This is a genomic window from Leptolyngbya sp. PL-A3, assembly GCF_039962325.1.
GTDB lineage: Bacteria > Cyanobacteriota > Cyanobacteriia > Elainellales > Elainellaceae > Vacuolonema.
This window is the reverse complement of record NZ_JAMPLB010000022.1, coordinates 81,063-106,065: the sequence shown is the minus strand read 5'-3', so window position 1 is coordinate 106,065 and position 25,003 is coordinate 81,063. Positions and strand designations below refer to the sequence as shown.

Annotated in this window: 15 protein-coding genes and 1 pseudogene; 7 read left to right on the top strand and 9 right to left on the bottom strand. The window is 51.2% G+C overall.

Going from position 1 to position 25,003, the window contains the following annotated elements; translation table 11 throughout:
* Nucleotides 1-109: 109 nt before the first annotated feature.
* Together NDI52_RS17795 and NDI52_RS17790 are read right to left on the bottom strand one after the other, a co-directional pair.
* Complete coding sequence (locus tag NDI52_RS17795) at nt 110-562, bottom strand: hypothetical protein (protein ID WP_190774335.1); 453 nt, start codon at nt 560-562, stop codon at nt 110-112.
* Nucleotides 563-857: 295 nt separating this feature from the next.
* Entirely contained in the window at nt 858-2,729 is a 1,872-nt protein-coding gene (locus NDI52_RS17790) for a DUF262 domain-containing protein (protein WP_190789445.1), read from the bottom strand.
* Nucleotides 2,730-3,183: 454 nt separating this feature from the next.
* Between NDI52_RS17790 and NDI52_RS17785 the strand changes: the two genes are divergently transcribed.
* Nucleotides 3,184-3,516: a hypothetical protein gene (locus tag NDI52_RS17785; RefSeq protein ID WP_348256476.1), complete on the top strand. Its 333-nt coding sequence runs from the start codon at nt 3,184-3,186 to the stop codon at nt 3,514-3,516.
* A gap of 337 nt (nt 3,517-3,853) precedes the next feature.
* On the opposite strand, the gene NDI52_RS17780 is transcribed toward NDI52_RS17785, so the two are convergent.
* Together NDI52_RS17780 and NDI52_RS17775 are read right to left on the bottom strand one after the other, a co-directional pair.
* Complete coding sequence (locus NDI52_RS17780; RefSeq protein WP_190771655.1) at nt 3,854-4,351, bottom strand: nucleic acid-binding protein; 498 nt, start codon at nt 4,349-4,351, stop codon at nt 3,854-3,856.
* Nucleotides 4,352-4,370: 19 nt separating this feature from the next.
* Nucleotides 4,371-5,054: a hypothetical protein gene (locus NDI52_RS17775; protein ID WP_206754955.1), complete on the bottom strand. Its 684-nt coding sequence runs from the start codon at nt 5,052-5,054 to the stop codon at nt 4,371-4,373.
* Between the two features lie 199 nt (nt 5,055-5,253).
* Between NDI52_RS17775 and NDI52_RS17770 the strand changes: the two are divergent.
* Together NDI52_RS17770 and NDI52_RS17765 are read left to right on the top strand one after the other, a co-directional pair.
* Nucleotides 5,254-6,057 (top strand): annotated as a pseudogene (locus NDI52_RS17770) (YifB family Mg chelatase-like AAA ATPase); the annotation flags it as partial.
* A gap of 11 nt (nt 6,058-6,068) precedes the next feature.
* The gene (locus NDI52_RS17765) at nt 6,069-6,707 is read left to right on the top strand and encodes an acyltransferase (RefSeq protein WP_242035892.1); all 639 of its coding nucleotides are present in this window, start codon (nt 6,069-6,071) and stop codon (nt 6,705-6,707) included.
* A gap of 63 nt (nt 6,708-6,770) precedes the next feature.
* On the opposite strand, the gene NDI52_RS17760 is transcribed toward NDI52_RS17765, so the two are convergent.
* On the bottom strand, nt 6,771-7,625 hold the full coding sequence (locus tag NDI52_RS17760) for a DUF72 domain-containing protein (RefSeq protein WP_190771653.1): 855 nt from the start codon (nt 7,623-7,625) through the stop codon (nt 6,771-6,773).
* Between the two features lie 239 nt (nt 7,626-7,864).
* On the opposite strand from NDI52_RS17760, the gene NDI52_RS17755 reads away from it, so the two are divergent.
* The gene (locus NDI52_RS17755) at nt 7,865-10,366 is read left to right on the top strand and encodes a U32 family peptidase (protein WP_190789446.1); all 2,502 of its coding nucleotides are present in this window, start codon (nt 7,865-7,867) and stop codon (nt 10,364-10,366) included.
* A gap of 407 nt (nt 10,367-10,773) precedes the next feature.
* On the opposite strand, the gene NDI52_RS17750 is transcribed toward NDI52_RS17755, so the two are convergent.
* Nucleotides 10,774-12,414, bottom strand: coding sequence for an ATP-dependent DNA helicase RecQ (locus NDI52_RS17750; protein WP_190771652.1), 1,641 nt, complete (start codon nt 12,412-12,414; stop codon nt 10,774-10,776).
* 466 nt (nt 12,415-12,880) lie between these two features.
* Between NDI52_RS17750 and NDI52_RS17745 the strand changes: the two genes are divergently transcribed.
* From NDI52_RS17745 to NDI52_RS17735, 3 genes are all read left to right on the top strand, one after another.
* On the top strand, nt 12,881-13,744 hold the full coding sequence (locus NDI52_RS17745) for a Tab2/Atab2 family RNA-binding protein (protein ID WP_190771651.1): 864 nt from the start codon (nt 12,881-12,883) through the stop codon (nt 13,742-13,744).
* Nucleotides 13,745-13,921: 177 nt separating this feature from the next.
* Nucleotides 13,922-15,238, top strand: coding sequence for a TldD/PmbA family protein (locus NDI52_RS17740; protein WP_190771650.1), 1,317 nt, complete (start codon nt 13,922-13,924; stop codon nt 15,236-15,238).
* Nucleotides 15,228-15,824 carry a YiiX/YebB-like N1pC/P60 family cysteine hydrolase gene (locus NDI52_RS17735; protein ID WP_190771649.1) on the top strand — a complete coding sequence of 199 codons (597 nt, stop codon included), beginning with the start codon at nt 15,228-15,230 and terminating at the stop codon, nt 15,822-15,824. The genes NDI52_RS17740 and NDI52_RS17735 overlap by 11 nt, the downstream gene beginning before the upstream one ends.
* Before the next feature lie 375 nt (nt 15,825-16,199).
* On the opposite strand, the gene NDI52_RS17730 is transcribed toward NDI52_RS17735, so the two are convergent.
* The 3 genes from NDI52_RS17730 to ctpA form a co-directional block, all read right to left on the bottom strand.
* Nucleotides 16,200-21,560 (bottom strand): PAS domain-containing protein, encoded by a 5,361-nt coding sequence (locus tag NDI52_RS17730; RefSeq protein WP_190771648.1) that lies wholly within the window; start codon nt 21,558-21,560, stop codon nt 16,200-16,202.
* Nucleotides 21,561-21,896: 336 nt separating this feature from the next.
* Nucleotides 21,897-23,162: an HD domain-containing protein gene (locus NDI52_RS17725; RefSeq protein WP_190771647.1), complete on the bottom strand. Its 1,266-nt coding sequence runs from the start codon at nt 23,160-23,162 to the stop codon at nt 21,897-21,899.
* Between the two features lie 189 nt (nt 23,163-23,351).
* Nucleotides 23,352-24,581, bottom strand: coding sequence for a carboxyl-terminal processing protease CtpA (gene ctpA, locus NDI52_RS17720; protein WP_190771646.1), 1,230 nt, complete (start codon nt 24,579-24,581; stop codon nt 23,352-23,354).
* Nucleotides 24,582-25,003 lie beyond the last annotated feature (422 nt).

Sequence of the window (25,003 nt, the reverse complement as noted above, 5' to 3'; positions counted from 1 at the left end):
GCTTACCAGCAGAAACGGTTCAGTAAGTTTCTCGTCTAAAGCTTAACTGATGTGGCTTAGATACATTGTTTTGGGTTTGTTCCTCACCCTGAAAACCCAAGAGACAAGATCAAGCCTCTGAGTCAAGAGCTAGTGAACTCTTTAAGAGGATACCAATGGTAGGGTTTCCCATACCTTTTGTGGGAAACCCTTTCATCTTAGCTGCAAGGATGAAGACTCCATTTGAAACGTAGGGGCAAAATCCTTGAGCCTTTCCCCATTTCTCTGCCCGGTGCTTCCAATGGTAGGACGAACGCTGCTTATCAGTGATCGCTTTGGTAGGTGTTAGTTTTGCCAGGTAACACAACGCAGTAAAAAGCTGTTCCTGTAAACCTACCTCGTCTTTGATAGACAGCATTTGGTTACGAAATTCCTGCCACCTCTCCAAGGTCGCATGTCCAGATAGGCTACTTTCTCCTACGAGCCCGTATCCGGCAGAAGTTAAACGTTCATCACTGCTGAGAATATCCAATGCTTGCTCTATTTCTGTTTTTGTTGGCACTGGATAGCTGGCTTTGCTCATAGTCACCCTTGCAGAACTAAATCTACGTTGCCAATGTAACGCAGCGTTGCCTTATAAGAATGATCGCTCTCAGCCTTCCAGTTCAGTCAACCCTGCAAGCAGTTCCCCTGCTCCAAAGCTTCAGCAAATCGCTGGTTTATACTCCTACTTTGTTTACATGTTCATCAAGTAAAATTGTTGTGAAAGCGTTTTGAGCATTTCGCTAAAGATAAAATCAGGTAGGTGTAGCCCAGGTGATCACGGAACGGCCTGATGACTCGATCTTGGGTTGCTCGTTCCTTTTGGCCGACTGTGCTCATACCAGCACCTCTTTCAGGCGATCGGGAGACCATACGCGCAGCACCAGCTCCCGCAGCACTTTATAGCGTTCTTCATGCTCCGCTTTACCAAAGTGGTCATAGGGCTTGAAATCCAGGTTGTACCGTTCCCGGAACGCTTTGAACTGTGGCTTATTCTGATAGGCCGCAGCGGTAAGGCTCATAGCATAAAGATTTTGGCTGGCATAGTGGGGGAGCTTGTCCTCAAAAATCTTGTCCTGCAAGCTACGATTCACATCTGCTGGGAGGAGCAATAGACTGGCGAAGTGATTCCGCCATTCCTCGAATTCGTTGGTGTTAGCAAAATCACGTCCGCATTTCCTGAAGTTGTTTGCCCATATATGTTCAATATCGAAGGGATTTCTGGGGGTGCGATCGACATAGGAGTCGAACTTGTCAGGCATACCAGACTCCTTCTCAATAAAGGATGTCAGGCGTGCTAGGAGGTGGTAAATATAGCGGCGGCTAAATTGATTCAGATTAAACTCCCAAAGCCCCCCTCTTCCCCTACTAGGGATACCTTCAAAGGACACTTCATCATTGGAAAGCTTTTGTGTCAGGATCTCGACCAGCTCCTCTAAAGGTTTTCGGCGAATATCACGACATAGGAGAAACATTGCGTAAGCTGTGCTGGAGTAGCCAACACGAACGTAGTTGACCACTCGACGCATTAGCCAAATATCGAGATAGGTTGCTGTGGCTGATATCTTGCGACGTACTGTATCGCTGTTATCGGTGTCGCAGAGGGGGGCCAACAGAACCGTATTTTGCCAGGTAAACTCATTATGAGCGTTGTAGAAGATTGCTTCCAACCCTGGCGTGTAGGAACGGCTTGCTGACAGAATGAGTTGGTAGGTTTTGGAAAAGAAGGTGAAGTGATCGGAAATTAACGAAGAGTTAGCCGCCTGGGTACCTAGCTTCAAGTCTGAGCGCTTGTCCCGTACCCAGCGGTGGAAAGCGCTACCGATTAATTCCCAGTCTTTGTCTGCGGCTCCGGCTTTCCGATCGCGAATCGTATCAGCATATTGTGCCCGCAACCAGGCTTTAATGCAGACGGCATCCCGTTCGGGTTCATGGCTCCCGCCCCAGGAAATAAGGTCTAAAACCTGCTGTTTCCAAATTTGGTTTGCGGTGCGCCGTTGGTCGGCATCTTCAATGGGGGCAAGCAGGTAGGCTTTGAGCATATCGACGGGGCTGAGGGGCTTACCCCGGTCATTCATGGTCTCGAAAATGGCGTAGGCATAGTTGTCGTTGTCGGTCGCGATTTCAATGAGACCTACTTTGTTCATTAGCCAGTAAATGAAATTAGGCAAAGCTTCACCTAGTTCACCAGCCAGATCCATTGTTTCAATGTCTTCATAACGGACATATATGTTCTGAACAGATTCATCTTTGCCTTCGGGATTGAAGTCCTTGCCATGAAAAAGTGCATCAATGACAGGCAAACGTTCCTGGATGTCCAGATTGAAGCTGGGTAGCCCCCAGTTATCGCTAAAGATCAGGGGAGCGATTGTCCCAGCAATACCTAAATCCCTTTCCTTGGCAGCATTGTGGAGATAGATAAGCAGCAGAGTCAGCGAGGTAACGCGCTGCTGTCCATCAACCAGGTAGCTCTTACCGTTCCGCTTGCTGACTATGATGGAGCCGAGGAAGTAGTCTTCGTAGGCACTGACCCGTGTGGTGGGATCGCCCTCCCGATAGCAGTTGGAGAATTTATCACGCAGGTCGGAGAGTAGCTCGTCGATGTTCTCCTTCTCCCATTTGTACTCCCGTTGGTACTCGTCGATTGCAAATGATTGGTTTTGCAGAAGCTGTTGAACGGTGCGGTAATGGGGCGTAATTGTACTCATACCAACCTTCTATGGTAAGGAGTTCCTGCCCCTACCTACTGCCAAGCGACCTCTGGAGCAGGAAATTTGTCCTCTCTAATATGCCCTTCAGAAGCTGGAATGTCTCATATTTATTTTTTCTACGAATTTTTGATTTAGGCTTCAGTCGACAGCGGGTTTAGCTGCTCCCATTCCGCTGACGATCGCACCCTGGAAAAGGCTAAACTTTGTACTGCCAATCCATCCGATGGCACGAGTTTTCTGCATAACATGCCCCACATAGGCAAACTTGTCTGGGTTGGAGCGATCGCCCTCACTAGCCTACTCCGGCACTCCGCAGTTTTCCTCAACACAAGTTCCCAAGCTCGCAGCATGGGGGTTTTATGTGGCTGCTTTGTAAAGAGCAAGTGCTTTTTCTAACTTTTGATGAAGGGTATCTACCGGGAAGCGTCTTAGCATAAAACAGAATTTTTTAATGTCCCTGTTTATGTCCGTGGTTATGAGTTATCAAGCACCCAAAAACCTTGATAGAAGCGTAATTCAGCTAGCCCTTACTCTTGTGTATAAGACAGCTAATTTACATCGGCTCATCTATATACAGATGCTCCAAAACCTTGAAAAGTTGAATACCCTGCAACAGACATCCAACAGCATCTTAGGTTTACCTGGAGAAGATGAGGAAATAAATTTTTACATCATGATGCTCCAGCAGCAGTGCGAGAAGCAAAGGAAATATCTGGATGCAGTCTACAAAAGCCAGGATGACCTGCTTCAGCAAATACACAGCATTAACTCTTCAAATGATTGATAAAGTGATGGGCTTGAGAGTAAAGAAGTACTCGTTCTTCATCAGCAAACCGATCCAGAATCCGTAGTTCTTCAAAAGAAATTCTTCCAGCTTACGGTAGATGGGTTTTGGTTTTAGGAGCATCTACCTCGATGCCAGCCACCGCATCAATTAAACTTAGGAGGTTTCTGCATAAGAATTTACCCAGAATGTTGGTGCTTTGCCCGCGGCGCGGGCAAAGCACCAACATTCTGGGGGTAATTTCATTACTGGAAATCTCCTTAGAATCAGTTCTGGCACTTCCTAAATCTATCAAATTCCTAGTAACTACATTTAGTATTATTGACTTGAAATAGTATTACCACAGCTTTCCATAAGCATACCTATATTTTCCCATTTCAAATGCAACACAAAGTTCTAGTGTTATTTTCTCCCAGCTAAGGCTCACCAATCTTCTGTTATTAAAGTTACTCAAATCACTTTCATCAGTAGTTGCGATTATCACCTTCTCTTCTGTTTCTTCTACAATATTTATTGCAGTCGCAATAAGCAGAACATCACCATCGAGGGACTTTTTGTCTGCTAAAACTATTCCTTTATTTCTAGCTTCCCCCCATAGCTGTGCCGCTTTATGTACAATCCCTGTTGTGAGGCGCCAGTATACTAATCTATCAGTCCGTTGTGTTAGTTTATCGAGGCGCTGAATACTAACTATACTCCTGTTCTGAAAGTACTCTCGTCTACACTCGTAATCACAAATCTCTGGTATCCCAAAAAGAAAAGACTCATCCTGCCGAGCCTCAAACCACTGTTTGCACTCTTTCGTTTTTGGGCTATCAGGGTTTGGATTAGACACCTGACTTAATACACCTGTATCAAGTAGGATTATCACGCTCAAACCTATTCCTATAAAACTCCGAAGACTCTCTCATTTCCTCTTCAGAGTATTCTTGCTTCCATTGCTCAACAAGTTCTCTATAGGTAATTTTTCCAGGTTCGCGTGCATTACCACTTGCCCGAATTCTTTTGATTCGCTCAACCCCATCTTCGGAGGATTCAGTCTTTTCTAATTGTTTTTCGATTGCCAATATAATAGTGTCTTTGAATTTCTCAAGAAGGTCATTTCTAACCCCAATACCCGGAAAGAAAATTTGCTCTTTTATTCGAGATTTTGAGAACCGACCAATCCGAGTAGTATATCGGATAATCTTTTTTACATGCTCTTGTGAGGGCTTGCGACGAGCTAAAGCTAGAGCTAAACGTTGATACCTTTGACGTGTTGATGGTAATACAGCGTTCCAATTTTCTGCAACCACTTCCGCTTGTCGAACCATAGCTTCAAAAAGTTCTCGTAAAACCCTCTCCATTAATGGGGCTTCACCATCATCAGGCTGGAACTTCTTATCCTTAAAGTAGGAGTACCACTCTAAGTAAGTTCTGCCCTGCTCATGGGTATGAGCTATAGGGCTAACCGCTGTGGGGGATCCCAATTCTTGATGCAAAAAATCTTGAATCTGATTCTCAAGAAGATCATTGTCAGCCAAGGCGATCTGACTCATACTCCGCCCCATATAAGTAAGTAACTTTTCCCATGCCAATGGTATTGGCAGGAGATAGACTAGGAGCAAAATGATTTGCGCTTTCACTTTCATATTATTCTACCTCTTGCTGTTGTGCTTCTATATCATCTTTGTGGAATTCTTCTACAACGTGAAAGCCTTTACCAGAAGGGGTTTTGGCGTTTTGGCTGTAGATAAATCATTCGACGAAGCTCTGGAAGTCACCCGCATTCATTCCGTGGCCGGGTTGCTGAAGCAACGAGGAACGTTGGTGAGCGATCGCCCCTTCCGCAGCCCCCATCACTCCGCCTCTGGCCCCTCTTTAGTAGGTGGTGGCAGTTTCCCAAAACCCGGCGAAATCTCTCTGGCCCACCGTGGCATCTTGTTTCTGGACGAGCTAACAGAATTTAAACGGGACGTTTTAGAATTCCTTCGTCAGCCGCTTGAGGATGGTTACGTCACCATCTCACGGGCTCGTCAGTCTCTCGGATTTCCTGCCCAATTTACTCTGGTCGCCAGCACCAACCCCTGCCCCTGTGGCTACTTTGGCGATACGGTACAGTCCTGTACCTGTAGCCCTCGCCAGCGCGAACAGTATTGGGCTAAACTTTCCGGACCACTGATGGATCGGATTGATTTACAAGTAGCGGTCAACCGCTTGAAGCCCGAGGAAATGGTGCAGGTATCGGGCGGCGAGAGTTCAGAGGTCGTGCGAGAGCGGGTGGAATTGGCGCGCGATCGCGCTAACCATCGCTTTGTAGACGAAAGCCTGCGCTGCAATGCCGAAATGCAAAGCCGCCACCTGAAAAAATGGTGCCACCTCGACGACAACAGCCGCCTGTTACTGGAAGGAGCCATCCGTAAACTCGGCCTTTCGGCTCGTGCCACCGATCGCGTCCTCAAAGTGGGCCGCACAATCGCAGACCTGGCCGGGGATGAGCAATTGCAAACTCACCACGTTGCCGAAGCAATCCAGTACCGTACCATCGATCGGATGCAATGAGGATATCCACCATGCTGAAACCATTAATTCGAGCGATCGCTATGCGCACAGGGCGACTCAGATGGCTTTACTGCAAAGTCTGTGACCCTTATGGGAATGAATATGCCCAGTATATGCAACGGCATGGCAATTTCTACTCCATGGGGGAAAATTGCAGCATCTTACCATCCACGACATTCACCGATCCGCAATATACCCGCCTCGGAAATAATGTCCACTTCTCGACCTGCACCATTATTGGACATGATGGCAGCATTGCCATGCTGAATCATGCGTTCAATAAAAAGTTGGAAGCCGTTGGAAAAGTCGATATTCGGGACAATGTATTTGTTGGCTATCAAGCCGTCATCTTGCCAGGTGTAACCATTGGCCCGAATGCCATTGTGGCGGCAGGAGCCGTGGTAACGCGCGATGTTTTGGAAGGCCAAATTGTAGCGGGTGTCCCCGCCCGCCCCATTGGTCATGTTGAAGACTTGGTTGAGCGACTAGAACAGCAAGGGCAGAAATTACCCTGGATACACCTGATTCAGCAGCGGCCGGGTGGCTTTGATCCAGCAATGGAACCACTGCTCGTGGAGCTACGCACAGCCTATTTCTTTGCCGATGATGACGTCAATAAGGCAACAGACAGTAGCAGCCAGGATGGTTAGCCCCTCATTAGCCATTTTTGCCGGATGTGCGCTAGACGCGCATCTCACAGAATCTGGATGAGATTAAAACAAACTGAGCTGAGAGGGTGGAGCAGCCAGCGTATTCCAGGGGAGCGCGGGGACAGGCACAGCAGCCGTTTCGAGCAATGCCTGAAAGTGACGGGCAAAGATAACCGATCGCTCCTCCACAGGGCAGTGAACGAAAAAGTAAACCCGTTTGCCAGCCTGGAGCCATTCTGCAACCTGGTGAACCCAGCCCTGCCAATAGGATTCGTTGAAATCCTGGTCGGGATGACTGATGTAGCGCACCAGGCAGAAATCAGTTGTGGAGACAGTGCAGAGGGGGACGCGAGGTTTCTTGCGTTCCGATAGTAACTGAGGGTCATCCTCGCAGTCATAGATTGGGCGGGTATCCAGGCTGACACGTCCCGTTCCCATGTGGGTCAGCAGCTCCGTGAGTCGTTCTTGCTGCGATCGTTGGAACCAGCCGATATGCCGCACCTCTACCGCCAACTCCGCTTCGTCCCGAGGCCACGCTTCCAGAAAAGTGGTGAGGTCAGCGAAGTTCTCAGGGCCGTAGCTGGGCGGCAGTTGGATGAACAGGGGGCCGAGGCGATCGCCCAAACCCTGCATCCGTTTGAGGAAAGCGATCGCCTCCTCAATATGGGGCACCAGTGGCCCTTGATGGGTAATGCCACGATGCAGCTTTGGGCAAAACTGGAACCCTTCAGGCGTCTCATCGGCCCAACGCTTCACCGTATCCGCATCGGGTATCGAGTAAAAAGTGGTGTTCCCCTCAACGGTGGTGAGACGACGGCTGTAGAGGGTGAGAAAATCTCCGGCGCGGGTCTTCGGCGGGAAGAATTCGCCCACCCAGTCTTTGTAGCCCCACAGTGCACACCCAATGCGAAATTCCATAACGTCTACCTTGCTGCCGCAGACCTAAAGCCCTCATTTTACCCAGCCGGATGACAACACGGGGTCAGCGAGAGCTGTTGATCAGCATTGGGGGCCCAACAAGCCATCGGTTATCGAGCTATGATCGCTAAGGATGCCCTTCGGTTCAAGTCACCCCACGTAATAGCGCAGCGCGCATTGATACGGGATGGGGTTGGTTGGTTCGGAGCATGATAAACTCTGCCTTTGCATACCGCTTTATGGATTCTGCTTCGGTTTTACCGCTCGAACATTCGCGTACATTCCAGCGCCCAGAATTGCTCGCTCCAGCCGGTAACTGGGAGTGTGCAAAGGCGGCTGTCGAAAATGGAGCGGATGCCATTTACTTTGGGCTCGATCGCTTCAATGCCCGCATGCGTGCCCAAAACTTCACCGAGGCGGATCTGCCTGATTTGATGGCGTTCCTGCATCTGCGCGGCGTGAAGGGCTATGTCACCGTCAATACACTGGTCTTCCCGGCAGAGCTGCCCGAAGCTGAGCAATACCTGCGCAGCATCATCACCGCTGGAGTGGATGCCATCATTGTGCAAGACGTGGGAATTTGTCGCCTCATCCGTCACCTATCTCCCGACTTTCCCATTCATGCATCCACGCAAATGACCGTCACCAGTAGTGCCGGTGTTGAGTTTGCGAAAAGCCTGGGCTGCAACTTGGTCGTGCTGGCCCGAGAATGCTCCCTGAAAGAAATCCATAAAATCCAATCGCAAGTCGCTGAAACGGGGGCAACCTTACCTCTGGAAGTATTCGTGCATGGAGCACTCTGTGTCGCCTATTCCGGTCAATGCTTGACCAGCGAATCTCTGGGTGGCCGCTCTGCCAATCGGGGCGAATGTGCGCAAGCCTGCCGTATGCCTTACGAATTGATCGCAGACGGCAAGACAGTGGCATTGGGCGATCGCCAATACCTTCTCAGCCCCCAAGACCTTGCCGGATTAGCCGTCCTCCCCGACCTGGTAAAAGCCGGGGTTCACAGCCTCAAAATTGAGGGACGGCTGAAAGCTCCTGAATATGTGGCGAACGTAACCCGCGTGTATCGGCAGGCATTAGATCGCGCCATGGTGGATCTGCCCGTACAGGAACCCTCCGATCGCTACGACCTGGAAATGGCCTTCTCGCGGGGCCTCTATACAGGCTGGTTTGAAGGCATCAACAATCAAGAGTTGGTTCATGCTCGCTTTGGAAAGAAACGGGGCGTGTATCTGGGAGACGTGACGCGAATTCAGGGCGATCGCATCACAATTCGCCAACAAGCTCCACTCAAACCCGGCGACGGTGTCGTATTCGATGCCGGGAAACCCGCCGACCGAGAAGAAGGGGGACGGGTCTACAGCGTTGAGCATCACGGTAAAGACACCATCCTCACCTTTGGGCGGCGCGATCTAGACTGGCGGCGGGTGCAGGTGGGCGATCGCCTCTGGAAAACCAGCGACCCCGAACTCGACAAACACCTGCGTCAAACCTACGCTGGAGACACCCCGCAATTCCAACGCCCTATTTGGATGGAGGTACATGGGGAAGTAGGGATGCCCCTGGTGGCGATCGCTCGTGACGAGATCGGCCACGTAGCCCAGGTGGAATCCGAGATGCCCCTGGTGGAAGCGGAAAAGCAGCCGTTGGGGGGCGATCGCCTCACCGCACAGTTTGGCCGTTTGGGTGGAACACCCTTCCGCCTGGAGACGCTGACAACCCATCTTCACGGCAATGTGATGCTGCCCGTCAGCGAGATGAACCGGATGCGGCGTGACCTGGTCAGCCAGATGGAAAACCTGCGTCGTCAGCCCAAACGCTGGGCACTCAACGCAGACGCATCCTACCGCCAGCTCATGCCTCCCATGGCTCCTGCCGTCGTAGCCCAGAAGCCAGAACTGATCGTGCTGGTGCGCAACCTGGCCCAACTGGATGCCGCCTTACAAGCTGGCATCGAAACCCTTTACTGCGAGTTCGAAGATCCCCGTCGCTATCGAGAAGCGATGCAGCGCGTCCGAGAGTTTCGAGGTGAAAGCGCCACACCGAAGCTGTTCGTCGCGCCTCCACGCATCACCAAACCCGGAGAAAACTGGATTTTGGATCAGGTGCGTAGTAGCCAAGCTGACGGTTATCTCGTTCGTAATTATGATCAGTTGCGCTACTTTGCTGATGCTCCCTGTGTCGGAGATTTTCCCCTCAATGTCGCCAATCCCATCACAGCCAGCCACTTCCACAACCTTGGAATTCCACGGCTAACAGCCTCCTACGACCTCAACATTCATCAACTTGAGAATTTGCTAACAGCGTGTCCGCCTTCCTGGTTAGAGGTCACAATCCATCAACACATGCCGATGTTCCACATGGAGCATTGTGTATTTTGTGCATTCCTTTCCGAAGGCACCGACTTTACAAATTGTGGTCGCCCGTGTGAACAACATGATGTGAAATTGCGCGATCGCACCAACACCGAACACATTCTCCAAGCCGACGCAGGCTGCCGCAACACCGTCTTCAACGGCGTTGCACAAACCGGTGCAGAATATGTACAACGGCTTCTCCAATTAGGTCTACGTCATTTCCGCATAGAATTCCTAAACGAATCACCCGAACAAGTCGGACGAGCGATCGCCCTCTATCATCAACTCCTCAACAGCGAAATCAGCGGAGCCCAACTCTGGAAAACCTTAAAGCTGCAAAACCAGCTCGGCGTAACTCGCGGCCCCATGGGCGTTTAATTACAAAGCTCAGCACACATACAAATAGCAGTGAAACACGCCCAAACCTGGGGGCCCAAAAACTCGGGGTCTGCTTCAAAACCCCAGCAAAGCGAAGCGACCTAACACCTCCCATGCAAGGCCTCCTTGCCGAGGGGGGTCTGGGGGGACGGGCAGCCGTCCCCCCACTCGGGGGGTTTGGGGGGCGACGCGCCCCCAAGCCAAGCGTAGGCAAACACCCCAGCTTACATCAGAGTTATTGCTTGAAAAGCCGTGCGGAGCAAAGCTTTTCAAGCAATAACCCTCCCAGTTCTGAACACGTAACCCTAGGATGCATCCCACTTTTGTAAGTGAAGCGGGCTTCGCCCGCTTCACTTACAAAAGTGGGTTTCCAAATTTGCAGAAGTGGGGTGCACCCTAGCCCTATACTAATCAGCCACAGGCCGAAGTAAATCCCGAAAGAGTACAACATCAATTCCCAAAGTTTTGTACCCAACCTGCTCAAAAAGCACAACAATCTTGTCCCCTTCATAACGCATCACCTCACCTTCACCCCAGCTCTTATGGGCAACCCGACTGGCAATCGGGAACGGTTGGCGATCGCTCTCCTCCACCACGACCCCAGCCCTACAGGAATCACAATAGTCGCAAGGAGCCTCAAACGCTTCACCAAAGTAATTGAGCAAATATTTACGGCGACAATCGCGCACTTCCGCATAACCGCGCATCATTTCCAGACGCGATCGCTCAAAGTTCTGACGCCGCTCCTGAGCCGCGATCGCCGCTTCAGCTGCCGTAGATGTATCTTCCAGGCCACCCGCAACCACTTCTCCCGTAGGGGTCAGTTCGATCGCCTCCGCTTCCGCCAGACGCTGCAACGTTGCTTTCAGCTTGGCTTTAGATAAATCAAGTTGCTCGGCTAAATCCTTGGGGTCAACGGGCTCATCTTGATTTTGCAAAACCTCAGCAACTTGTTCTACATGCTCAGGTTCAATCCGAGTCTTGCTGGCAAAAAAGCGCCGCAATTTCAAATCATCAGTGTTGTAGAACAAAATAGCCTGAGCCGCTTCGCCATCTCGACCAGCACGACCAAACTCCTGATAGTAGGAGTCTACAGAGTCGCTAATGTCGGCATGAAAGACAAACCGCACATTGGGCTTATCCACTCCCATCCCAAAGGCCGTAGTAGCCACCAGCACCTCGATTTCGTCAGTCATAAAGCGAGTTTCAATCGCCCCTCGATCATCATGCTTTAACCCTGCATGATAGTGTTCAGCCTGGATGCCTTGCTCCTGTAGAAGGGTAGCAATCTCCTCAGTACGCTTGCGAGTTGCAGCATAAACAATACCCGGCTTAGCCGACTGCATCACCTGTTTAACCAAAGCTTCCTGCTTTTCAGCTTCATCCTGCACCCGATGAACAGCCAGGAAAATGTTCGGGCGATCGAACCCTTCTACAATGACCTCGGGCTTCTTCATATTCAGCCGTTGCACGATTTCATCTCGCACCGGAGGCGCAGCGGTTGCTGTCAGAGCCAGAATACGGGGATGATCGAGCGCTTCAATCACCTGTCCCAGACGCAAATAATCGGGGCGAAAGTCATGGCCCCAGGCACTAATGCAATGCGCTTCGTCAATCACAAACAGCGAGGGTTTTGCCGATCGCAACCGTTCTAAAGTTTCGCTCTGGTTAAACTGCTCGGGCGCAAGGAAGAGAAATTCGCTCGTCCCTGACTCCCAGGCTGCAAACCCCTCCTCTCGCTCCGCGGCACTTAAAGACGAGTTGATGACAGTGGCTTCGCCGACATCTTGCTGGGCGATCGCCTGAGCCTGGTCCCGCTGCAAGGCCATCAGCGGTGAGACCACCACCGTCGCCCCCGGCATCATGTAGGCCGCCAGCTGATAAATAGCCGACTTGCCGGAGCCCGTAGGCATCACAGCCAGGGTATCGTGCCCTGCTAAGACTGCCTGCACAGCCCGTTCCTGACCGGGGTAAAGTTTGTCATAGCCGAACCGTTCCTGAGCAAGTTGATGGAGGTTGGGTGTTTTTGCTTTGGCTGCTTTGGGCATAGTGGAGCGATCGCCTGCGTTTGAGGGGGCAACACTAAGGCATATCTCAAAACCGTCTGGAGGGACTGATTTCCCGCCACGAAGCGTACGGCAAATCAACGTCTAAAACAGTCCTTAGTATGGGTCAGCATAATGAAGCCCTATACACAAAAAAACCGATACAGGACAGAGATGTGAGGCTCATGAGCTATCCAGAGATGGAAGTTGAAGTCGAGCTCAGGAACAAGTGGGATACCTCCCGCCCTACCCTTCCTCAATAGACCTCCTGCATCAATCGGTTTCTGAGGGCGTGAATCGTTGCACAGCTTTGCCATGCAACGATTCACGCAGCAGGTTTAATCCTTCCTTCCTGAATCTCTATAGTTATGCCTCAGCAGTTGCTATCACTTTCCTGCCGCGAATGCACCCACAACCCCGTATGATCAAGGGCAGCAGCGTTATGCCTTTGGCCTTTATTTAGATCACAATGCCCGTTATTTGGGAATTAGATTTTTACTCACGCCCCCTGGTGGATGAGAACCAGAAGAAACTCTGGGAAGTTTTAATTTGCGAAAGTCCCCTGGACATTACCCAGCCAGTAGACTCTTTATTCCAATTTTCAAAACTTTGCGCCAACACAGAAGTTAACTCGGTCTTTTTGCAAGAAGCCATTAAGGAGGCGATCGCCCAGGCACCCAGGCGCCCTGACAAAATCCGCTTCTTCCGGCGGCAAATGACAAATATGATTCTCAAGGGGTGCGAGGGAGCAGGACTACCCGCCCAAGCCAGCCGCCGCACCATCGCCCTCAACCGTTGGATTGAGCAGCGCATGGCCGAGGTGTATCCCACCTACCCCAACTACAAAGAAAGCCCAAACCCCTCGGTATCGATGGGAATGCCGGTGCCCCAGCCCTTACCCGACCAACTTATCGGCCAGCAATGGGCCTTTGTCACCCTGGCAGCCTCCGCCTTCGCCGAGATGCCCGAGTGGGACATTGACTTCCGAGAATCCTTTCCGCTAGAGCTGGCTGACCTCAGCCCTGATACAGTTGTGCCGGGTCTGCTGATCTTTTCCCCACGAGCGCTGCCCCTGGCCGCATGGATGTCAGGGCTGGAGTTGGCCTGCGTGAAATATTTGCCAGGAGACACACCGCAACTGCTGCTGGAATCAGGCAGCAATGAGGCCTGGATTCTCTCAAATCTCAATACTGCTGATATGCGGCAGGAAGCCGAGAACTTTGAGAAGACCAAGCAACAAGCAAATCAGGTGCATTTTCTCGGGGTGCAGACTGACCCAGACTCCGAAAGTTTTACCGGGTTCTGGCTGTTGCAGGAACTGAATCTAGCGTAATGTCCCCCGATCCCAGAAGATGGGTAAGAGAGAAAAACGGGGAGGCGATTCTCTTTCAGAGAGGCTTCGCCAACGCGCCGATGGTCTAACGGAGTCAAGGCAGCACCGTAGGAGTTGTCTTGCGGGTAGTTCGTGGGTTCGTAGGTTTTAACGTCTGAGGTCTTTCGTGACACAGGTATGGGGTCAGATTATCTCGATTCTTCATCACGAGCGGAAGCATTACTAGAGCTTGCGCTCCGCTCAGGTGCCGAGGCGGCAGAGGTGTATCAATCTCAGTCGCTCTCACGGCCCGTGTTTTTTGAGGGCAATCGGCTTAAGCAACTGGAGGTTTCCCAGGCCGAAGGCATTGCCCTACGGCTTTGGCGTGACAATCGGCCCGGGCTAGCCGTTGCCTATGGCCCAGTCGAACCACAAGATTTAGTGGATCGGGCGATCGCTCTCAGCACCCTAAACGAACCTGAAACCATCGATTTATCAGCCGCAACCCCGAAGGTTTATCCCGATGTGGGAGAGACCGTCCCTGTAGAGCAGCTCGTCGCCTGGGGGAAAGAGGCGATCGCCTATGTGCGCGATCGCGTTCCCGAAATCCTCTGCTCCTCCGAGTGGGAATGCGACATCGAGACGACTCGCCTGCTCAACTCCGAAGGGTTAGATTGCGGTTACACCGACACAACCCTGAGTTGCTACCTGGAAGCAGAACTGATCCGCGGCGACGACTTTCTGAACATTGCGGATGGGCAAACCGAACGGGGTAGCCTCGACCCCATCGGCCTTGCCGAGCAAATTGTGCAGCGCTTGGAGTGGGCCCATACCAACATCAACCCTCCCAGCGGTCGCATGCCCGTGTTATTCACCTCCAAAGCCGCAGATATGCTCTGGGGCACCATTCAGGCCGCTATGAGTGGCAAGCAGGTGATTGAACGGGCATCCCCCTGGAGCGAGCATCTGGGTGAACCCGTCCTTTCTCCCCTCATCACCATTACCCAAGACCCGGATGCAGGCCCCTTCAGTTGTCCGTTTGATGACGAAGGCATACCCACTCAGCCCATTACCTTTATTAAAGAAGGGGTACTCCAGCTCTTCTACACCGATCACAAAATTGGTCGGGCTTTGGGAAGTGGCACAACCGGCAACGGTTTCCGTCCGGGCTTGGGCAGCTATCCGGCTCCCGGTCTGTTTAATCTGCTGGTTCAGGCCGGGGTACAACCCCTACACAATCTGATCGGCAATCTTAAGCACGGCCTCATCATTGATCAAATGCTCGGCGGCGGTGCAGGCATTTCTGGAGATTTTTCGATCAACGTCGATCTAGGCTACTACGTTCGAAATGGCGAGATCTTGGGGCGCGTGAAAGACACGATGGTGGCCGGCAACGTTTACACCGCTCTAAAAAATGTCGTGGATATTGGTGAAGATGCTGTCTGGAATGGAGCCTGCTATACCCCCTCAATCACAGTGGATGGACTATCCGTCATTGGGAGGCATGACGGATAGTTTTACACCCCAACCTGGGGACTTGCTGTTTCAGCAAAAGGATATGTCCCCCATCCATCGCGTCATCAGCCAAGCTTTTCGAGGGTATCGAGGCTACTCCTTCAACCACGTCGCCCTCTGCATCGATGAACAGCGCGTCGTTGAGGCGACTACTCCTACTGTGCAATACACCGACATCTCGGTATTTCTCAACAGTTCGAGCAAAGACACCTATGAAAGACCTCGGGTTTGGGTGTTTCGCCTGACACCCGCCTACCGCTATCTGATCCGGGGAGCGATCGCCCACGCCCAAACGCTCCTGGGTCTGCCTTATAACCGAGATTTTGGCGATCGCAAAGACTCCTACTATTGCAGCGAGCTCATTCTCGACAGCTTCCGCTACGCCAACCAGGGCATCCCCCTGTTTCCAGAGACCCCGATGAACTTCAAAGATCCGGCAACAGGCGAGTTCTTTGAGTACTGGGTGAACCATTACCGCCAACTCAAAAAACCGATCCCTCACGGCAAACCAGGCTCCCACCCATCCCTGCTCACCCTCTCCGACAAATTAGATCCCATCCACCTCTACGGCGAGCTACTCCCATAACCTCATCAAGGTAACCTCAGTTCGGGATAAGCTGAAGTGCTCATTTTGGCGTGCGCAAAGCGCACGCCAAAATGAGCGTTTTCGAGTGCCGCGCAACGCGCGGCACTCGAAAACGCCCTTAACCCGAACTCAGGTAAGGTAAGCTCACGTGCCTGTTTTGGCGTGCTCAAAGCGCCCACCAAAATAAGTTTTGTCAAAGGGCGCGCGAAGCAGCCTCCCGAAAATGCAAAACCTCCTAGGCCGAAGGGGCCTGGGGGACGGGCCGCCGTTTCCCGGTCGGGAGGTTTGGAGGGCGACGCACCTCCGAATTTAGTGCATGTTTTGTGTGTGGTGTTCCGCGCACCACACACAAAACATGCACTAAATTCTGTATTTCTAAGGGTCTAGAAATTGCCGAATAACTTCCAACAAATGTTTCAGACTAACGGGTTTACTCAGATATTGATTCGCACCCGCATTCATACAGTGATCCTGATCGCCTGGCATCACTAAGGCAGTCATCGCGATGATAGGAATGACATCCAATCTTGCATCTGCGCGAATACGGCGAATTGCCTCTAAACCATCTATTCCGGGCATTTGAATATCCATCAAAATCAAATCAGGCCGATGAGTGCGGGCCATCGCAACAGCCTCTGCACCATCCCTAACAACCAACATGCGATAGTTGCGGGCCTCCAGATAAGTTCTGAAGGTCGCCACGTTGGTTTCGTTGTCTTCAGCCAGCAGAATGAGGGGGGCGATCGCCCCCTCCCCCTCTATCTCGGCTTCCATGCACTCTACAAACCCAGCCGCCAGAGGTTGCACCAGTTCGCTCGACACAGGCACACGATATGGAAGCGCCACGGTAAAACAGCTCCCTTGACCCAGGGAACTTTCAACTATCACCTGCCCCCCATGCAGTTCGGTAATCTGCTTAACCATCGCCAGCCCCAGCCCTGTACCTGTTTGTTGACGATTCAGGTTGCTGTCAATCTGCACAAAGGGTTGGAAGAGCCGCCGCAAATCTGTTTCGGTGATGCCAATCCCAGTATCTGTAATTTGAAATAAAACCAGTGGCGAATCTTGAGCCACCAACTGAGGTGGGACCGTTGCCAGGCCATCCCAGGTGTTGCCCCGGCCCACAACCACTGTGAGGCTCACCTGACCGCCCTCCGGCGTAAATTTCACCGCATTCGTTAACAGGTTAATTAGAACCTGCCGCATCCGCCGCTCATCGAGCGTAATAGCCTTGAGGCTCTTTGAAATGTGACTCGTAATTTTAATGCCCTTTTGAAAAGCCTGCTGTTTAACAAACAGCAAGCTGGATTCACAGAGATTCTCGACCAACACCGAATCTAAATACAATTCCATATTGCCAGAGGCAATTTTAGCCAAATCGAGAATATCGTTAATCAGTTCTAACAGGTGTCGCCCACTCTTCTCAACGATGCTCAGTGCCTGTTGCTGCCGTTCATTCAGCGATCCTAAAAGCTCTTCTTGAAGTGCCTCTGACATCCCTAAAATTGCATTCAAGGGAGTCCGTAGTTCGTGGCTCATATTCGCCAGGAATTCATCCTTGAGGCGGGTAGCACGGGCCAACTCTTCGTTGGTTTGCAGCAATTGGACTTCGTATTGTTTACGCTCTGTAATATCACGTGATGTTGCCAAAATTTGAAAGACTTGACCGTTGTCATCAAAAATTGGAGTCACGACGACATCCCACCATCTTAGGTTGCCTCTGGCAGTTGGGCAGCACCCTTGAAAGCGTGCCAGTTCGCCATTAATTGCCTGGATGAGGGCGGCTTCTGCAGATGGGTGGTACTCCGCAGGCCAAAAATCCACCCACTTTGTATTGTGAAAAACGCTTAAATCATCCACTTCTAAGAGGCATTTCCCCCCCTCATTGAGATAGACAAGATAACCATTCAAATCGATCGCTTTAATACAATCACTACTACTTTCAATTAGTCGTTGCTTAAACTCTTCGCTCTGGCGAAGTGAGAGTTCAACTTGTTTGCGATCGCTAATATCAAAATTAATACCAATCATGCTGCGGGGCTTGCCCTCCGCATCCCGTACCACCATGCCGTAGGTTTTAATAAACCGAATCCGACCATCCGGAAGCACAATTCGAAACTCGGTATCATAGTCTGCCTCACCCATCAGTGCTTGCTGAAGGGCGGCTTCTGTAGGGGCCAAATCATCGGGATGAACTCTATTTCGCCAAACTTCATTGTCGAATGGAGCATCCGTTTGGCGTGAAACTTCGTACAACTCACAAATGCGATCATCCCAGATGGTTGTATTGTTTGTAAGATCCCAATCCCAACAGCCAATTGCTGCCGACTTGAGAGCCAGGGTGAGCCGTTCCGAAAGCCGTTTCAGTTCGGCCTCAGCCCGTTTTCGACTGGTAATATCGCGCACAACCACCAGCACATCATCCTTGAGTAAAGGCACGATGCGGGCTTCCTCACAACAGACTTGCCCCTGGTTGAGAAACTGATACTCCTGGCGCTGCAGTTGTCCCGTTTGAAGCGCCTGCTCCGCCAAAGAAATCCGTTCTCGGGCAATATCCAGAGGCAAAATTTCTAAAATAGAATGTCCGTCAACCGCGCCATGCCCCCCCAGATAACGAATTGCTCCTACGTTAGTAGCTCCCATTTGCTGCCCATCTCGGCGCATTCGTACCAGGGCATCCGGAATCGCTTCCATGAGCGCACGATTTGTGGCTTCGCTCTGCTTCAGAGCCTCCTCTACCGTTTTGCGCTGGGTAATGTCAACATTGACTCCCGTCACAACCCAACAGGCTTCAGCAGCGTTGTAGTAAGTCGTGTAGGTAGCGGAAATCCATTTGAGACAGCCATTAGAATGTCGAAATCGGTAATCCAGCAGGCCGGATTCACCTTTAGCTTGAATGTTTTTTAACACCGTCTCGATGACAGGCAAATCCTCAGGAGGCACCCGAGAAAGCCAAAGAGATTTATCGGCTACAAACTCATCTTCGGTATATCCAAAAATGGCTTCGCACCCTTTGGAGTAGTAGTCGTATTCAAACGTCCCGTCTGCCAATAGCCGGTATCCAATAATCCCAGCATCGGCACTATTGAGAATATCGCTGAGTTGCTTTTGAGAGGCCCGGAGTGCGAGTTCCAGTTGTTTGCGATCGCTGATATCGGCAAAGTAGCCAACGATCTCCAGGGGATTTCCGTGGGCATCTCGTACCAGCCGCAGTTCGTTCCGTGCCCACAAGTAATACCCAGCCTTATGGAGAAAGCGGTATTCCTGAATATGCTTCCCCTGTTCCAGCACAAGGGGCATTCCTGCAAGAATCTGGGGAGCATCTTGGGGATGAATATGCTCAACCCAGAAATTTGCATTCGCCAACACCTCGGTTGCCGTGTAGCCACTCAAGTTCAAGATATTGTCGCTGACAAACGTCGCTGCATAGTTTCCAAAGGGCTGACAGGTAAAGATCACAGCAGGGCTAGAAGAAAGCACAAATTGCAACCGTTCCCAAAGCAATTGGGCCTCTAATTCCGCCTCTTTACGTCGGCTGATGTCCATTTCAGAACCGATAATCCGTATCGGGACTCCCGTTTCATCCCAGAGGGCTTGCCCCCGGTCGAGAATCCAAATGTGGCTGCCATCTTTGCGCTGAATCCGGTACTCTTCCTGGTAAAAAGCGGTTTTCTGAGCCAGATGGTCTGCAAGAGCCGACAGGACGCGATCGCGATCATCCAGATGAATGCGCTCAGTCCATTCCTCCGGTGTACTGCCTGACTCATGCTCAGACAGACCTCGTAGTTCCCGCCAGCGTTTTGTACGAAAAGTTTCCCCCGTTTTTATATTCCAATCCCATAGGGAAGCATCGCTGCCTTGCAGTGCCAACTGCCAACGTTCATCACTTTCGCGCAGGGCTGCTGTACGTTGTGCAACTCTGACTTCTAGCTCCTGATTAAGCTGAGCGAGAGCAACCTCAGCCTGCTTGCGCTCGGTTACATCCCGAATCATGATCAGCACAATATTTTGATCAATCGGGCTAACGCGTACCTCCTCCCAGCACATTTCTCCATCCAATTCGAGGTGCTGTTCATAGACCTGCACCATGCCAGTTTTGAAGGCTTGCTCAACGACTTGCGATCGCTGAACCGCTATCGATGTGGGCAGCCAATCATCTCCTGTTGGGAATTCCAGGCCAGCGGGCGGCATCAACACTTTCCGCAGGGAACCACCACTTAACATCTCCAGATACTCGCCCTGCCGATTCATGCGAATGAGCAAATCGGGAATGGCATTGATGATGGCGCGGTTGGTCGCTTCACTGACGATGACCGAATCTGTGACCTGATCCAGGACTTGCGCCTGGTGCCGCAGAGTTGCTTCTAGTTGCTTGGCCGCGCTAATATCGCGACCTTCGGCAATGAGCATAACCACCTGCCCTGCCTCATCCCATACCGGTCGGAGCGAGAAATCGACAGGTACCAACTGCGTCTCAGCCGTTAATATCTCAACCTCATAACGAATGAATTTGCCCTCAGCCGCTTGAGCGATCGCGCCCCTCAACTGCTCGCGCACGACCTGAGAAACGTCCCACCAGGGCGTTTCCCAGAATGAGCAGTTTACAACGTCCTCTAACTGCAAGCCCTTAAAGATCAAGGCCGTTTGATTGGCCTCCAACAGTGTTCCGTCAGGAGCCAGCACTCCCGTCAAATGAAATGTGTTGTCAAAAATGCCTCGAAATTTGCGTTCACTAGCAGCCAGGGCATGAGTACGCTCGGCAACCTTCCGCTCCAGGGAGGCATTTAGGGTTTGAAGGTTTTGATAGAGGGTTGCCTGCTGAATAGCGATCGCCAGATGCACGGACAACTGCTGAAGTAATCGAATATCAGTTGCTTCCCAATCACGGGGTGCAGCGCACTGATGCACAACTAACAATCCCCAAAGCGGCTTGGCTGCGTTTGGCAACAGAATCGGCACCACCAGGTTGGCCCGCACCTGATACCGTTCCAAAAGCTGGATATGACAAGCTGTCAGATTGGCTGCGTAAATATCAGAGACCGCCGAATAATGGCCATCCCGATAATTTCCACCCAGATTTTCTTGGAAGCACGTATCCATAACGGATATCAGCAAGCACGATTGCCAGGGAGGAATCACATCCTCCGCGACAATCGTTCCACTCATATCCGGGTTAAATTGGTAAATAACGACGCGATCGGCATTGACGAATGCCCGAACTTCTTCAACAATCGCCTGAAAGATTTCATCCAGAGACAAATATTTTCGAATGCGAAGTGCCATTTCAGCAATGACGGCTTCCTGCTGGTGCGATCGGGTGAGTTGGCGGGTGAGGAGGGCGCGATCGCATACCTGATGGCAATAGGCCTGCAGTGAAACCGACGTAATCTCTTCTTTCAGCAGGTACTCCGCGGCTCCTAGCTTCATAGCCTGAACCACAACCCGTGGATCTCCCTGATCCGCTACGATAATGACCGGCAACTGACTGGCTGGCTCGGTACGGATTGCTTTGAGAAATTCCAAGCCATCCCCATCAGGCAACTGCAAATCCAACAACACCAGGTCAGGGCTCTGTGCGTGCCATACCTGCACAGCACCCTCCAAACTCTCAGCTTCGAGAAAGTAGTAGGACTGCTTCGGTTGAGATTTCAAATATTGAATGTAAATTGCCCGGTTGCCTGGCGAATTATCTACGATCAGGAGCTTCGGCAGGCAGGGGATATGCTGGGCAATCATAGGATGCAAGCATTTTTGGAAGGGGGTAATCTTTAGGCCATTCTATGGTGCAGCAATTTGTCAGGAATCCGAGATCCTTCGTAGAAAGTAAATACCCCTTCATAAAAGCCAACAACAGTTCTTACAGAAGAACATAAAATCTTCAACTCATCGACGCCAAGTAATTATGGAATAAAGGTTCCAGGCATTAATTGAGAAGCTTTATGTAGGAACATCCTATTTTCTATACGACTGTTTTGAACGGCATTTCGGCATTATTTAGAGCACCATCTTCCCCTACATTGTGCATTATCCCCGAGGATTCCCTTAATCTAAACTGACGTTTTTTTACATGCGTTATGCGATCGCCATTTCCACTTTCGGATCGATCTCCCGAGGATACACTAACCAAATCTTTTGCAGGGGCTGTGTCAAAGTACGAAGCAACGGTGACACATCGCTAATTTCCTGCAAACCATCCTCCGTTTGCAGTTTAATCCCTCGCTGATAAAGGGTATAACCGCGATTCCAGGCCACGCGAATGCCACAGTAATAATTGGGGACAAAACCGGCCTGTTGCAAGCGTGGTTGGAGAGCCTCCAGCAGGGCTTGCTGGGCCTTAGAACTATAGGGGCTAATATCAAGCGTCTTCGGTAAATCGCGGTTCATAAAGCGGCGGCAGAGATCTGCAAGAATCGGGTCAGCATGCCGTTGCCACCGTTGCAGATGGTAGACGAAAAGGTTGTCATCAGCCGCTAAATAGTGTTTCAGGGGGAGGCGATCGCCGTCGCCCCGCAACCAACCTGCCATTACCTCATCAGCATCCAGATTACCCTCGGCAAAATGTTCTTTCGCCCGCCGAAATGCCTGTTCTAAAACCCAGGTCGCCGCAATATTTTTCGGATGGTGATAAATCTGGGCATACATAAAAAACCGCACGATGAGATAGTGTTCAATCGCAGTGATGCCTTTGCGAGCCACCACCAACTGCTGGCTCGCTGGATCAAACTTCATAGCCATCAGAATCCGGTCTAAATCCAACCGCCCATAGGAAGCCCCTGTGAAGTAGCTGTCACGCATTAAATAATCGAGGCGATCGCAATCCAACTGGCTCGACACCAACTGCCACACCAGCGGAACGTTATGCTGCTTGGCATACACCTGTCGCAGTTGCCCCAGCAGTTCCGGGTCGTAGCTATCCAACACCTCTCGAATAGCGTGGGATTCTCCTAAAATGCGACCTGTCCAGACTTCGTGATGGGTTCCAAAAATGTCTTCACAGGTATGGCTAAATGGCCCATGTCCTAAATCATGCAATAACGCTGCGCAGAGGACAGTGGCCCGGTAGGGCTGTAGCTCCGGGTTATCTTGCGCCAGTAGATCAAAGGCGCGACGGGCGATCGCCATCACCCCCAGCGAATGGGTAAACCGAGAGGATTCAGCCCCATGAAACGTAAGGCTAGCGGCTCCCAGTTGACGAATGCGGCGTAGTCGTTGAAACTCAGGCGTATCAATCAAGTGAACCAGTAGGGCTTCATCCGGTCGTTGGCGGTTCAATGTAATTGCACCATGCAACGGGTCGTGATAGGTGCGGCTAGACGACCGGGACGGGGAGGCAGTCATGGGAATAGTACCAACGCTCTAGTCACATTAAAGCCCACCCATTTTGGTTCTGACGTCCTCCAAGAGCTAGGGCCTGTTTTATAGCAATGGCAATGTGCTGTACTTAATCGACGCAGTACTCAGCATCCAACTAAAGAGCGGGGGAACTAAGTTCCCCCGCTCTTCAGTTGGATGGATTTTGTAATCGCTTCAGGATGCTTGAGCTACGGTAACCTGCTTCGTTAAACACTCAACTGCCGCCTGAAACTGTGGGTCAACATCGGTGCCCAACTGGTTCCGATTCAGGGGGTCTGCCTCAATCACGACGTCAGGCATAATACCCTGACGGTTAATGTCGTGGTGGTCGGGTGTTTCATAGCGGGCAATGGTCACCGCCAATCCGGAGCCGTCTGACAGGCTAAATAGAGATTGAATCAGCCCCTTACCAAAGGTGCGATCGCCAACCAATTGCGCCCGATGGTTGTCTTGCAGTGCCCCCGCCAAAATCTCACTCGCACTTGCAGTTCCCTGGTTGACCAGCACGACCAAGGGTTTGTCCGTTAATGCCTGACCATGGGCAAAAAAGCTGTCTTGAATGCCGTCGCGGTTAACCGTGTAAACAACCGTCGCATCATCCAACCACAGCCGCGCAATATCAATCCCCGCTTGCAATAGGCCACCAGGGTTGTTGCGTAAGTCCAGGATGTACGACACCGCTCCCTGCTGATCCAACTTGCCGACGGCATGGGCCACTTCACTGGCAGCATTGGCATTGAATTGGCTGAGACGAATGTAACCAATCTTTAAGTCTTTCTCATTTCGCAACTCGGCGACCACGGGGTTAAGGGTGATGCGATCGCGCACCAACTGCACATCCTCAGGGCTACCCTCGTCCCGCCCTAGGGTCAGCTCTACAATGGTCCCAACAGGACCGCGCATACGCTCGGCTGCCTCGTCCAAAGTCAGATTTTTGGCAGGAACACCATTGATTTTGAGAATGCGATCGTTCGGCTGAATCCCAGCCCGATCAGCTGGAGAGCCTTCAATAGGCGCAATTACGCGCAAATCACCCGTTTCTAACTCTTGAGTAATCTGAAGGCCAATACCATTCAACTCGCCCGATGTATTGGTCTGCAAGCTCCGATACTGGTCAGGCTTGAGCAGACGTGTGTAGGGGTCATCCAGGGATGCCAACATTTTTTGAATGGCGCTATAGGCATCGTCCCGGGTATCGAGACGCTGTTGCAGAGCTTTTTGCCGCACCATCCACCAGTTCTGATGGTTGAAGGTGCTATCAACATAAGCCCGGTCCACAATCCGCCAGACTTCGCTGAGTAATTTTTGTTCATCCGTGAAGGCAGAGGATGCCGGAGTCCAGAGGCTCAAACTGGCCACCAGCACAAGCAGGAGCAATCCGAATCGCAAAATCCATCTTTTCATAAGCTCATCTTAAACCAACACTTTTCAATCCTCTGGACAGTTTTTCTAGAACCCTATGATTTTGTTCAGTGCACAGGATTTGCAAATTAGGGGTTTCAAAAGACCTGACTAAACTTTCTCAGCATTTAATAAGGCTTCGGAGAAGTTGATTACTTCTGACTTATAAGACTTAAGACATCACCGGCCAAACAATCATTTAGAAGTTCCAGCCTTAGGAGGACTGCAGAATCTTCCATATAGATACCGATTGGCAACAGGAGCTGTTCAAAAGGAGTACCGCTTGCCTACCCCTGGTTCTCATATGTTGCCCGTCTCTATGCTCAAAATGGCACAGTTTGCTCAGCGGATTCCCATTTTTTTTCGGCGGAAAGCCGCAAGGGGCAACGGATCAAAACCCTGATAGACTGTGTTACATTTTTAAG

What these genes read in the sequence shown, in the direction of transcription:
- NDI52_RS17795 (WP_190774335.1), bottom strand. Translation starts at nt 562, where the DNA reads ATGAGCAAAGCCAGCTATCCAGTGCCAACAAAAACAGAAATAGAGCAA.
- NDI52_RS17790 (WP_190789445.1), bottom strand. Translation starts at nt 2,729, where the DNA reads ATGAGTACAATTACGCCCCATTACCGCACCGTTCAACAGCTTCTGCAA.
- NDI52_RS17785 (WP_348256476.1), top strand. Translation starts at nt 3,184, where the DNA reads ATGTCCCTGTTTATGTCCGTGGTTATGAGTTATCAAGCACCCAAAAAC.
- NDI52_RS17775 (WP_206754955.1), bottom strand. Translation starts at nt 5,054, where the DNA reads ATGAGTCAGATCGCCTTGGCTGACAATGATCTTCTTGAGAATCAGATT.
- NDI52_RS17765 (WP_242035892.1), top strand. Translation starts at nt 6,069, where the DNA reads ATGCTGAAACCATTAATTCGAGCGATCGCTATGCGCACAGGGCGACTC.
- NDI52_RS17760 (WP_190771653.1), bottom strand. Translation starts at nt 7,625, where the DNA reads ATGGAATTTCGCATTGGGTGTGCACTGTGGGGCTACAAAGACTGGGTG.
- NDI52_RS17755 (WP_190789446.1), top strand. Translation starts at nt 7,865, where the DNA reads ATGGATTCTGCTTCGGTTTTACCGCTCGAACATTCGCGTACATTCCAG.
- NDI52_RS17750 (WP_190771652.1), bottom strand. Translation starts at nt 12,414, where the DNA reads ATGCCCAAAGCAGCCAAAGCAAAAACACCCAACCTCCATCAACTTGCT.
- NDI52_RS17745 (WP_190771651.1), top strand. Translation starts at nt 12,881, where the DNA reads ATGCCCGTTATTTGGGAATTAGATTTTTACTCACGCCCCCTGGTGGAT.
- NDI52_RS17740 (WP_190771650.1), top strand. Translation starts at nt 13,922, where the DNA reads ATGGGGTCAGATTATCTCGATTCTTCATCACGAGCGGAAGCATTACTA.
- NDI52_RS17735 (WP_190771649.1), top strand. Translation starts at nt 15,228, where the DNA reads ATGACGGATAGTTTTACACCCCAACCTGGGGACTTGCTGTTTCAGCAA.
- NDI52_RS17730 (WP_190771648.1), bottom strand. Translation starts at nt 21,560, where the DNA reads ATGATTGCCCAGCATATCCCCTGCCTGCCGAAGCTCCTGATCGTAGAT.
- NDI52_RS17725 (WP_190771647.1), bottom strand. Translation starts at nt 23,162, where the DNA reads ATGACTGCCTCCCCGTCCCGGTCGTCTAGCCGCACCTATCACGACCCG.
- ctpA (WP_190771646.1), bottom strand. Translation starts at nt 24,581, where the DNA reads ATGAAAAGATGGATTTTGCGATTCGGATTGCTCCTGCTTGTGCTGGTG.